At 42.9% G+C, this 11,766-nt stretch carries 8 protein-coding genes; 4 read left to right on the forward strand and 4 right to left on the reverse strand.

Annotated elements, in window-relative coordinates; translation table 11 throughout:
• Nucleotides 1–94: 94 nt before the first annotated feature.
• Both V7L01_RS16805 and V7L01_RS16810 read left to right on the forward strand, forming a co-directional pair.
• Entirely contained in the window at nucleotides 95–1,660 is a 1,566-nt protein-coding gene (locus V7L01_RS16805) for a dolichyl-phosphate-mannose--protein mannosyltransferase (protein WP_335036609.1), read from the forward strand.
• 820 nt (nucleotides 1,661–2,480) lie between these two features.
• Nucleotides 2,481–3,188 (forward strand): helix-turn-helix domain-containing protein, encoded by a 708-nt coding sequence (locus V7L01_RS16810; protein ID WP_335036611.1) that lies wholly within the window; start codon nucleotides 2,481–2,483, stop codon nucleotides 3,186–3,188.
• 251 nt (nucleotides 3,189–3,439) lie between these two features.
• Here V7L01_RS16810 and trmB read toward each other — a convergent pair whose 3' ends face one another.
• Nucleotides 3,440–4,087, reverse strand: a complete 648-nt coding sequence (trmB, locus tag V7L01_RS16815; protein WP_335036613.1) for a tRNA (guanosine(46)-N7)-methyltransferase TrmB — start codon at nucleotides 4,085–4,087, stop codon at nucleotides 3,440–3,442.
• 488 nt (nucleotides 4,088–4,575) lie between these two features.
• Between trmB and gyrA the strand changes: the two genes are divergently transcribed.
• Both gyrA and lnt read left to right on the forward strand, forming a co-directional pair.
• Nucleotides 4,576–7,182, forward strand: a complete 2,607-nt coding sequence (gene gyrA / locus V7L01_RS16820) for a DNA topoisomerase (ATP-hydrolyzing) subunit A (RefSeq protein WP_335036615.1) — start codon at nucleotides 4,576–4,578, stop codon at nucleotides 7,180–7,182.
• Nucleotides 7,163–8,881 carry an apolipoprotein N-acyltransferase gene (lnt, locus tag V7L01_RS16825; protein WP_335036617.1) on the forward strand — a complete coding sequence of 573 codons (1,719 nt, stop codon included), beginning with the start codon at nucleotides 7,163–7,165 and terminating at the stop codon, nucleotides 8,879–8,881. The genes gyrA and lnt overlap by 20 nt, the downstream gene beginning before the upstream one ends.
• 153 nt (nucleotides 8,882–9,034) lie before the next feature.
• Here the strand turns inward: lnt and V7L01_RS16830 are convergent, their stop codons facing one another.
• From V7L01_RS16830 to V7L01_RS16840, 3 genes are all read right to left on the reverse strand, one after another.
• Entirely contained in the window at nucleotides 9,035–10,000 is a 966-nt protein-coding gene (locus V7L01_RS16830; RefSeq protein WP_335036619.1) for an MvdD family ATP-grasp ribosomal peptide maturase, read from the reverse strand.
• Between the two features lie 39 nt (nucleotides 10,001–10,039).
• The gene (locus V7L01_RS16835; RefSeq protein WP_335036621.1) at nucleotides 10,040–11,032 is read right to left on the reverse strand and encodes an MvdC family ATP-grasp ribosomal peptide maturase; all 993 of its coding nucleotides are present in this window, start codon (nucleotides 11,030–11,032) and stop codon (nucleotides 10,040–10,042) included.
• Between the two features lie 222 nt (nucleotides 11,033–11,254).
• Entirely contained in the window at nucleotides 11,255–11,605 is a 351-nt protein-coding gene (locus V7L01_RS16840; protein WP_335036622.1) for a microviridin/marinostatin family tricyclic proteinase inhibitor, read from the reverse strand.
• Nucleotides 11,606–11,766 lie beyond the last annotated feature (161 nt).

Genomic DNA, 11,766 nt, shown 5'->3' on the forward strand with positions numbered 1-11,766 from the left:
CTAATGACTAATGACTAATGACTAATGACTAATGACTAATGACTAATGACTAATGACTAATGACTAATGACTAATGACTAATGACTAATGACTAATGACTAAAAAGTGGTTCCAAATTGGGATGGTGAGTGTATTTCTTTTCTCACTCGCCTTGAGGTTTTGGGGGCTGGAGCGATTCAACACTCTGGTATTTGATGAAGTTTACTTTGCCAAATTTGGGAATAATTATCTTACGCATACGCCATTTTTTAATGCTCATCCGCCACTAAGTCAATATATTATTGGCATCGGCATTTGGATTGGCAGCCACATTCCTTTTTGGCACGACACGGTAAATGGATTGACAGGTTCATTGCGATCGCCTTGGACTTATCGTTGGTTAAATGCCCTCACCGGCTCATTTATCCCTTTAGTTGTGGCTGCGATCGCTTATCAGTTGAGTTATCGTCGTAGCTTTGCTCTGCTTGCAGGTTTGTTCACAGCTTGTGATGGCATCTTTCTGGTTGAGTCTCGCTATGCTTTAAGTAATATTTATATCGTCATCTTTGGTTTATTAGGGCACTGGTTTTTATTATTGGCATTAGATAACCAAAATCGGCGACGTTCTTTTTGGTTAGTTCTTGCTGGCATTGGTTTTGGTGCTTCAGTCGGTACTAAATGGAACGGTTTATGGTTCCTCTCAGGCGCTTATCTCATTTGGATAGCAGCTTGGGCAATCCATTTAATACATTCTTTTCTTAACTCCAAACTTCTTTTTATATCCCCTTCGTTGAAGGAGTCAGGAGGCAGAAGGCAGGAGTCAGCAGAGACGCAATTAATCGCGTCTGTACAAGAGTCAGGAGTTAGTACTTATTCTCCCCCATCCCCACCATCCCTATCATCTCAGACACCACTACAAAATCTAACTCAGCTAAATATTTTTCAAATGCTGTTTTATCTAGGAATTATCCCAGCTTTCATTTACAGCATCATCTGGATTCCTCACCTTCAACTAGATAAAACATACGGATTTATTGCAGTACATCAGCAAATTTTGAAGTTTCACTTACATTTAGGTGGCAATAGCCCTAATGTGCATCCTTATTGTGCTGCCTGGTACAAATGGCCTTTGATGACTAGGCCAATGGCATATTATTATCAAACGACTGAAAGGATCGCCGATCCGTTACCTGTGATGGGCCCGCCTTTGCCTGCCGGTGCTGGAAAAGTAATTTATGATGTCCACGCAATGGGCAATCCATTTTTGTGGTGGTTCGGTGTTGCTGCCATGTTATTTTTAGTAGGGATGCTGGTGTCACAAGCCGTAATTCCTTGGGTAAAAGAAAAGCGTTTTTCAGTACCTGCAACTCTTAATGTTGATACTTGGATTGGCTTGTATTTAGTTATAAATTATGCTGCTAACTTATTACCTTGGGTGAAAGTGACAAGGTGCGTTTTTATCTACCACTATATGTGTGCAGTGGTGTTTGTATTTTTAGCGATCGCTTGGTTTGTCGATCAGTGCCTTCGCAGCTATTATCAACAACTCCGGGTGCTAGGTGTCACCATTACTTTTATCATTTTGGTTGCTTTTATTTTCTGGATGCCCATTTATTTGGGTTTACCCCTTTCTCCTGAAGGTTATAAACCTTGGCGAATGTGGTTCAACTCTTGGATTTGATTAAAGGGGCATTGGAATAATAATAACTCGTAACTTAATTTCTGAAATTAACTTACAGCTATTTACCTGAAAATATAGCGCTTCTCGGTTGAGCGCAATACAGACCTAACCCCCAACCCCTTCCCTACAAGGGAAGGGGAGCAAGATTCAAAGCCTCTCTCCTAAAAGGAGAGAGGTTTGGAGAGAGGTCAGAATGTATTGCATCCACGCGAGAACCGCTATAGCTGTAACTACACATATACAGAATTGTTTAATTACTATCGTTGTCACATTTATTATCAGTATCTAAAGTCAAGTTGGAGTCGGTACAACTTTTACCGTCACCCTCCCTTTACTAGAAGTTTAAGCATATATTTCTCAATGCTTGCAATAGATCCTTAATCCCCCTTAGCTAGCCTTAAAAAGGCAAAACTTAATCCTGGGCTTTAAGATCCCTCTTTTTGAGGCAGAAGGCAAAAGGCAGAAACTCTTTATATCTGATGCGTGAGTCCTGCATTTTGTACCTTATTGACTTGCAAACTGCTGTATATCCTTTTGAATTCCCAAAATATTTTTACTTGTAAATAAAATGTACAGTGATAATACTACATTATCGTATTTAGCCTAACATTTCATGAAAGTTTAACAGTTAATTTACGGAATTTACATATATGATTTGTAGCTTGATATATGCCTAACATACAATACATGTAATACATAAAACAATGTGCGCTATTAGGGTAATCACTACCCCCTAAAAAGATTTGTTTGTAAGTGCTTGATAAATTATACGTCAAGCACAAGGTATTTATGCGTCTATAAAACTAGAAATTCTACGTTTATGTTCGACTGCCAAGCGAAACCTGAAACTAACGACTCAAGTGGATCTACTGGTAAGTGTTTAACAGCGTTTCAACGGAAACTGCTACTACAAAATTTGCACAAAAGTTTACCTGAATCTTATCACCAACGAATTGAAATCATGTTGTTGGCAGATGAGGGGAAAACTCAAACCGAGATTTGTCAAACCTTGGGATGTTGTGCAGCAACAGCAAGACATTGGATGCACATAGCCCGGACTGGGATGGCGCATCAATGGCAAGATTGCCCCATTGGTCGCCCGAAGGCTGTGAACGATCGCTATTTAGAGCGTTTGAAGGAATTAATTAACAGTAGTCCTCGCGAGCATGGCTATGCTTTTCGACGATGGACAGCTAACTGGCTTGGGAAACATCTAGCAAAAGAATTTGAGATTGAGGTGAGCGATCGCCATATCAAGCGACTGCTCAAACAGATGGGATTATCCACAGTACCAAAACCCAGCAATTCTGAAGCAAATAGCACCGAACAAGCTCAGGGTTCCAAAATTTTGATTAGTGACCTTAAATGGACAACTATTCCAGATAATACCGAATTTTTACCTATTAACTTTGCAAAATTAGGAAAAGATATTCATGGCGCAAAATCTATCTGCTCAGTTAGTAACTCAACAACTGTTCAACAAAATTCTGGAGCATTCTATTTCGACAGAGGGATATCAACATTTTGAAAGACCTAATAAAGGCAAGAAAATATTTTTTATTTACAATTATGAATTAGACTTCAAAGTTTAGAAAACATATATAATTTTTATTAAAATTCAGCGATAAGTTAATGCTGAAGCATTTATGTCATTTTTTGCTTAATGTTTTCTAACTACACTTAACCGGAAAAACTTGGAAACTTCCTACTATTTTAAATACCTAAACTGGAAATCAAATAACTTACCATAAAATATTTATGCAAGAGTTTTAAATATCTCTAATCTGTAATTCTCACCCTTTCAAACAAAGCCCGATAAACAGGTTCACCCTTTTTTTGTGTACCTATTTCCCGTTCTGTGGGGACTGGTAGCGGGTTTTCAGCTAACCATTCTCCCGTACCAACTTTCTGATAAGCTGGGTGAGCAGCAAAGCGATCGCGCATTTCCACCGCGACAAATTCCATATCTGATTGCAAAAATACAACTCCCCCAACTGCAAGATAATTGGCTAATTCTGCCACTAGTTCTGGTTGCACTACACGACGTTTAGCATGGCGGGTTTTAAACCAAGGATCGGGGAATTGAATTGTAACGCGTTGTAAACTTCCTGGAGGAAGGGAAGATAATAGCGATCGCAATGAGTTATTCACATTGCAAAATAAGTAGTGCAGGTTTGTCAAACCTAACTCAGAACGTAACTTATTCGCCTCCACCACTAGCGGTTCCCGAATTTCTAAGCCGAGAAAATTCCAGTTGGGTTCTATTTTGGCCATATTTACCAAAAATAGTCCTTTAGCGCAGCCAATATCTAAATGTAGCGCTTGATTTGGCTTTGCATAAATTTGTTCCCAATCCAGTGGACTTGCTGGTGTTTGATACTTTTTACCAAGTGGATTAACATGCTGGCGGACTCGGACTGCTGCCAAAATTTTCTCTCCTTTACGCGATCAATGCCCTGTTGATTCTGATATCAATTTCTGCGAGTGTTCGTTTAATTACATCTTGAAAGGATTTATCCAGTTCTGCTGTTTGTCTAAATAGAAACGATCGACTATGGTTTAATTTTTCAGACCTTATTTAGTGACAAGTCTAATAAATAACGGTTATAAAAGTAAGAGTTATAAAGCCAATTTAGATTGTTGCCTTAAATTTACCCTGCCATCTTTCACTTTAAGTAATTTTGCACTAAGCAACCTTTTAGTTCGCTGCTCTTGTTAATTAGGTAGAGCTTAGAAAATGTAAATTATTATACTCTTTTTTAACTAGATATTTGAGTTAGCTACCCAGGCAAAAAAAAGCAATACATGCTAGAATTATATCAAAATATGGCAATTATTCAAGAGCAATTTAGAATAATTCTGCGCTTTGTTGAGTAAACAAGCTAAAATCTACGATTTTTGGAGATTTTTAGGTTATGACAACCTCACAGGAGAGGATTATCCCGATAGACTTGCGAACCGAAATGTCGCAGTCTTATCTGGAATACGCCATGAGCGTGATAGTGGGTCGGGCGTTGCCAGATGCCAGGGATGGTCTAAAACCTGTGCATCGTCGCATTCTCTACGCAATGCACGAGCTAGGTCTGCTCCACGATCGCCCCTTTAAGAAATGCGCCCGTGTGGTCGGGGAAGTGTTAGGTAAATACCACCCCCACGGCGACACAGCAGTATATGATGCCTTGGTGCGGATGGCGCAGGATTTTTCCATGCGATCGCCCCTAGTTAACGGACATGGTAACTTTGGTTCGGTAGACAACGATCCGCCAGCCGCCATGCGGTACACAGAATGCCGCTTACAAGCTTTAACTAGCGCAGGTCTACTACACGACATCGAGTATGAAACCGTAGATTTCGCCGATAACTTCGACGGTTCCCAACAAGAACCCACAGTCTTACCGGCGCGGATTCCCCAATTATTGCTCAACGGTTCCTCTGGGATTGCCGTGGGCATGGCAACCAACATTCCGCCGCACAATTTGGGCGAATTGATTGATGCTTTGGTGGCTGTAATCCACAATCCAGAAATCACCGATCTCGAATTAATGCAGTATGTCCACGGCCCAGACTTTCCAACTGGGGCGCAAATTTTGGGGACATCTGCCATTCGAGAAGCTTACACCACCGGGCGTGGTTCCATCACCATGCGTGGTGTCGCTAACATTGAAACCGTTGAACAACGGGGACGCCCAGATAGAGAAGCAATTATCATCACCGAATTGCCCTATCAAACCAATAAAGCGGCGCTGATTGAAAAAATCGCCGAAATGGTGAACGAGAAGCGTTTAGAGGGGATTGCAGATATCCGGGATGAAAGCGATCGCGACGGGATGCGAGTTGTCATCGAACTCAAGCGTGATGCTTATCCCCGCGTCGTTCTAAATAACCTCTACAAGCAAACGCCACTGCAAGCCAACTTCGGCGCAAATATGCTGGCGTTGGTGAATAGCGAACCCCAAGTACTCACCCTCAAGCAGTTCTTAACCGTCTTCTTGGATTTCCGCATCGAATCCATTGCTAGACGCACCCGTTACGAACTGCGGAAAGCCGAGGAACGCGATCATCTCCTGCAAGGGTTGTTAATTGCCCTATCCCAGTTAGATCCAATTATTGTCTTGATTCGCCATGCGCCCGATGCGCCCACAGCCAAAGGCGAATTAATCACAACTTACGGACTCTCGGAAGTGCAAGCAGATGCGATTTTGCAAATGCAATTGCGGCGGTTGACTGCCTTAGAAGCAGACAAAATTCGTTTGGAACACGAGGAATTACAAGCGAAAATCACCGATTTGCAAGATATTTTAGCACGTCGGGAGAGAGTGCTAGAAATTATTGAAACCGAAGTCGCGCAACTAAAAACTAACTTTGCTACACCCCGCCGCACGGTAATTTTACCAGGGGAAGGCGAATTAGACGATCGCGACCTAATTGCCAATGAAAAAGCAATAATTCTAGTTACAGAGCAAGGCTACATCAAACGGATGCCAGTTAACACCTTTGAAGCGCAAAGCCGTGCTACCAGAGGCAAAGCCGCAGCCAAGGTGAAAGATGATGATACCATTGAGCATTTTTTGACTTGCTGCGATCACGACAGTATTTTATTCTTTAGCGAGCGTGGTGTTGTTTATTGCCTAAGAGCTTATCAAATTCCAGCGAGTTCGCGTACCAGTCGCGGGACACCAATCGTGCAGATGCTACCGATTCCCAAAGAGGAAAAAATCACCTCGATTGTACCTGTTGACGAGTTTAGCAGTGAAGAATATCTGGTCATGCTCACCAAGGGCGGCAATATCAAGAAAACCGAATTGGCAGCCTTTAGTCACATTCGCGCCAATGGTTTGATTGCCATTTCCTTAGAAGAAGGCGACCAACTGCGCTGGGTGCGACGCGCTAGAGTAGAGGACAGTGTAATCATTGGTTCTCGTAACGGGATGGCGATTAACTTCCGGTGCAACCACGAACAACTGCGTCCTTTAAGTAGGGCGACTCGTGGGGTGAAAGCCATGAAACTCAAAAATAAAGATGAACTGGTGGGTATGGATATCCTCCCCGCAGCAATTCTTGAAACTTTGGATATAGTTACAGAAGCCGAAACAGAAGATATCGAAACAATCGAAACTGAAGATATCGAAATTACCGAAGCTACTGAAGAGTCCGCAGAAGTGCCTAGTACTGGCATTGTTGGCCCTTGGGTGTTGGTAATTACAATGGGAGGATATGGTAAGCGCGTACCCGTTGCCCAATTCCGGCTACAAAATCGTGCTGGTCAAGGTTTAATGGCAACCAAGTTCAAAAACCGCAAAACCAAAGACAAGTTGGCAACCCTACGCATTGTCAACAATGATGATGATGAAATCATGATGGTGACAAATCGCGGTATTATCATCCGTCAAGCGGTAAATGCGATTTCTATCCAATCGCGATCGGCAACTGGGGTAAGAGTGCAACGTTTAGACGAAGATGACGCCATTACCGGAGTGGCAATAGTTCCACCTGATGCTGTCGATGCAGAAGAAGCTGAATAAAAAGCAGGGGGAGCAAGGGAAGCAGGGGAGGCAGGGGGAGAGGTTTATCTCTTTACTGCCTTACTTGATTGCCTTGGCTAGCGGCATTTTAATGGGGCTAACCGTCGCCCCTGTCGGCGCATGGTTCTTGGCTTGGATTGCCCTAGTCCCCTTATGGGTGCTAGTTGTCACTTCAGCCAAAGGTAAAAACAAATTCCCCCCGGCTTTCCTCTGGGGTATAGGTTATCACGGTGTCGCCCTATCTTGGATTACCGGAATTCATCCGATGACTTGGTTGGGTGTTCCTTGGTTGCCAAGTTTGTTAATCACCCTTTTTTGTTGGGGATTCATCAGTGTGTTGGGAGGGGTATTTGTTAGTATTTGGGCGGCTGTCATGGTTCGCCTAAACGGACAAAAACCGTGGCTCCGTATACTTATTGGTACAGCCGTCTGGTGTGGCTTAGAGAGTTTGTGGAGTGCGGGGCCTTTGTGGTGGAGTTCCCTTGCTTACACACAAAGTCCGCATAATCTCGTAATTTTACATTTGGGGCAACTCTCTGGGCCTAATACTGTGACAGCAGCGATAGTTGCTGTTAATGGGTTAATTGCTGAAGGATGGACGAACCGCCTTTCCTTCGGAACGCTACGCGAACGCGAAGCGTCTCGTAGAGAAGACGCCAAGGACGCCAAGATTTCCTCTGTGTCGCGCCAGTTGCTACAAGTCGGGGAACCCGCCCAACGCACTGGCTTCTCTGCGCCTTGGCGGTTCGTTAATAAATACTGGGTTATCGCCACAGGATTATTAATTACTTTACACCTCATCGGTTTTATCTTATATAGCCGTCCCATTGCCCAGTTACCAGAAGCAGCCTTGAAAGTGGGGATTGTTCAGGGTAATATCCCAAACCGACTTTTACGAAGTTCTGAAGGGTTTCGTCGCGCCCAAGAAAACTATACCAATGGATATCTAACTTTAGCAGACCAAGGTGTGGATGCAGTCCTCACCCCAGAGGGAGCCTTACCTATTTTCCAGCGTAACTTGATGGAAACTGCTTTAGTCGCAGCCGTGAAGGAGAAAGGTGTAGTTGCTTGGATTGGGGCTTTTGGCGAACGGGGAGACAGTTATACAATTAGCTTGTTTACTTTTAACAGTAAGGGTGAAATTGTCAGCCGCTACGATAAGTCAAAACTCGTACCTTTAGGAGAATATATTCCCTTTGAAGGAATTTTAGGTGGGATAATTCAACGCTTGTCACCTTTGGAGGCACACCAAGTTCCGGGTTCGGCAAATCAGATATTTGATACTCCTTTTGGTCGGGCGATCGCTAGTATATGTTATGAATCTGCTTTTCCTGAGCAATTTCGCCGTCAAGCTGCTGCGGGTGGGCAATTTATCCTCAGTTCTTCTAACGATGCCCATTACACTGCATCGATGCCATTCCAGCACCATGCACAGGATATGATGCGGGCAATTGAAACCGATAGATGGTCAGCACGGGCAACCAATACAGGATATTCAGCCTTTGTAGATCCTCACGGCAAAACCTTGTGGATGTCTGGATATAATACCTATGAAACTCACGCTGAAACAATTTATCGGCGACAGACAAAGACTTTATATGTGCGTTGGGGTGATTGGTTGACACCGTTGTTGTTAGTATTCTCTGGAGGAGCTTGGCTGGTAATTCAAATTAGGAATACAAAGAAATTAAGTAATTAGTAATATTATGTCTGGGAGAACCCGTAGGGTAGCAATCACTTCGGATTCTGCGATTAGTTCACTCCCAATACGGTTCGGATAAGGCAAGAGACGCGATAAATCGCCGTCTCTACAAAGGACTGATTATTATGCAAACTTGTTTGGTTAATTATATTAATTCTGGAGAACCTTAGCGATCGCCTGGGAAATTGGTAAGCCAGGACAGCGTTCCAGCCAGAAGAACTCGCCAACTGGGTTGACCTCAAGGAATATATGACGACCATCGGGAGTCAAAATGATATCAATCGCTCCGTAGTTCAAACCAAATTCTGCCATGAGTTTGAGCAGTTTCTCTTCCACATCTTCAGGTAAGGTGTATAACTCCCAAGCGTTGAGTAAGGCGATTCCCTGTTTGCGCCAATCGTAACGTGCCTTATCCAAAGCTTGAGAATCAACGGCGGCTGTAAACACATTTCGGCCTACAATAATTGTCCGCAATTCCAATGCTTTGGGAATTTTCTCTTGAAACGTCATTGGGCAAAAACGCAATCCATCGAGGTTATCCAAATCCTCAGATGAAATTGGATTTGTAAATACGACGTTTTCCTGGCCTTGCTCGTCGTAGATGGCAAAGGAAGAAAGCATCTTAGCGATCGCACCCTGTTCGCACTCTTGGGCAAATTGCTTCACTGCCTGCGGGTTATTAGTAGTCAACGTGCGTGGAGTATCCAGACCTATTTTCCTTGCTATTTGTAATTGAAGCTGCTTATTTTCCGCTCGACGGATATGTGGCAGAGGGTCAAGATGAAACCCCTGAATACTGGCAATCATCCCCTGAATAGTGACGCGAGATTCCTGAATGGAGGCTTGGCGCATTTGCCTATCCATTGATTCGGGAATTTTTGCTCCAATGGCGATGCGTCGATACCAAACTGCTGACACTTCACTCAAATCTAATGTCTGGCGATCGACACTCAGAGTAACTCGCTCACTTCCAGCATAGTAAACATCTAGCTGCACTTCTGTGGGAAATCGGTCTGTATCAAAACGAAATGCTTTCCCTCCTTGAGCTTCAATTGCCTGAATTACCAAGGAAATACTTTCGTTGTCTTCGCTGTGGGTAATGATTAAAACAGTCATATTAACTGCCGAGTTTTAAATTTTTGATTAGAGGCAAAGTTATTGTTGGGTACTTGTTGAGAGTAGTGCATCTGCGATCGCTTCCGCGATCGGATATTCCAAATCTCTCTCCAGCATTCCCCACTCTCCTGTAGGGTTAATTTCCAAAAAAACGTATTCCCCTGATGGTGTTTGAATGAAGTCAAACGCTCCAAAAGTCAATTCAAATTTTGCCATAAAGGCATGGAGACTATGGATTATTTCATCGGGTAATTCATCGCGTTGCCACGCACAAGCCTCTTTTGTCGCACGTCGCCAGTCTTGAGTAGATGCTGAATAATCAGATGCGTTTAATGCTCCGACAAACAGCTTGCCATTTACATACACCACCCGTAGTTCTTGCTGTTTGGGGATTTGTTCTTGAAACACAACTGGACAATAGCGCAGTGTCTCGGCATCAACTAAATCTTCTTCTTTGACTGCACTGGTGTACATAAAAAAAGAGGAGCCTTCCATACTGTAAGAAAGAGGTCTGAGAAGTTTAGCAACCATTCTTCCTTTTAATCGCTGGAAAAACTCTCGTGCTTCTTGAGGATCGTTGGTGACAAGAGTCTGAGGTATGACAAGACCAACTTCCGAAGCAACCCGCAGTTGGCGTAACTTGTTTTCAGCTGCGTTGATTCGTTGTAAATCATCCACCCACCTGGCTCTTTTGAGACTATCCCAAAAGCCATCTAAGGCGGCCAATGATTCTGTAGTGCAAGCTGCTTGAAATTTTGGAGCCAATTCTTGACTCAACTCAGGTTGCCAAATACGCCGCATCCATACTGCTTGCACCTGCTCTGTATTGAAGGAGCAATCGCCATATTTTAGTATATGATTGCTCTCCAAGTTACTAAAACTAGCCTGGAGTTGGACTGTCATCGGAAATTTATCGGTATCTAATCGAAATGGCTGTGCGCCTCGTCTTGATAAAGCTTGGGCAACTCTATCTATTGTGAAGTAATCACCACTGTGGGTAATTAATAAAACTACATCACGCTCATAGTGCATAAAACATCTTAATAAGTTCTTGCGTTTTCCTTACTGCAAACTATTAACAGGGGAAACCACTATAAAAAGCAAGCATAGTAATCATGGAAAGCCAACCCCTGGTAGGAGTTGGCACTAACAGTATTTTTGTCCTATAAATAGTTTTCAAAACCGCATCTCTGGTGTACTCGAAAATAGCCAGTACAGTTATCTTTAAGCATCTTCATTATCAGAAGGCTACTTCTAAGCTACTGCACCACTACCATCTTCATTATCAGAAGGATACTTTAAAGTAACTGCTACACCACCATGTTCGTTATCAGAAGGGCACTTCTTAGTAACAGCGTGCTCATCACTATCAGAAGGGTACTTCCTCGTTGCTACACCCCCATGTTCATTATCAGAAGGGCACTTCTTAGTAACTACAACGCCCTCTTCATTATCAGAAGGGTACTTCTGAGTTACGATTAGGTTTCCGCCGCTAATTGCTTCTGATTCTTCATCAGAAATGTCTTCAGCATTTTGCCCTTCTAGGAATCGAGCAAAGAATGGTACCGCTTGTGAATTTAAATCTTCTGGTTTGATTTCAGACATAATCTTTCTCCTATGAAAAGTGAATCTAAATTTATACTACATCTGAAGCTGGCGATATTACACAATACATACGTGTAGCAAGTATTAATTTTTTTGTTAATATAATGTTTAATTATGTAAAAATGCTTGCAAAAAGTTGAAAGTATAATAATTTTTCTTAG

The sequence above is a fragment of the Nostoc sp. genome (assembly GCF_036917095.1).
Taxonomy (GTDB): Bacteria; Cyanobacteriota; Cyanobacteriia; order Cyanobacteriales; family Nostocaceae; genus Nostoc.

What these genes read in the sequence shown, in the direction of transcription:
- V7L01_RS16805 (WP_335036609.1), top strand. Translation starts at nt 95, where the DNA reads ATGACTAAAAAGTGGTTCCAAATTGGGATGGTGAGTGTATTTCTTTTC.
- V7L01_RS16810 (WP_335036611.1), top strand. Translation starts at nt 2,481, where the DNA reads ATGTTCGACTGCCAAGCGAAACCTGAAACTAACGACTCAAGTGGATCT.
- gyrA (WP_335036615.1), top strand. Translation starts at nt 4,576, where the DNA reads ATGACAACCTCACAGGAGAGGATTATCCCGATAGACTTGCGAACCGAA.
- lnt (WP_335036617.1), top strand. Translation starts at nt 7,163, where the DNA reads ATGCAGAAGAAGCTGAATAAAAAGCAGGGGGAGCAAGGGAAGCAGGGG.
- V7L01_RS16830 (WP_335036619.1), bottom strand. Translation starts at nt 10,000, where the DNA reads ATGACTGTTTTAATCATTACCCACAGCGAAGACAACGAAAGTATTTCC.
- V7L01_RS16835 (WP_335036621.1), bottom strand. Translation starts at nt 11,032, where the DNA reads ATGCACTATGAGCGTGATGTAGTTTTATTAATTACCCACAGTGGTGAT.
- V7L01_RS16840 (WP_335036622.1), bottom strand. Translation starts at nt 11,605, where the DNA reads ATGTCTGAAATCAAACCAGAAGATTTAAATTCACAAGCGGTACCATTC.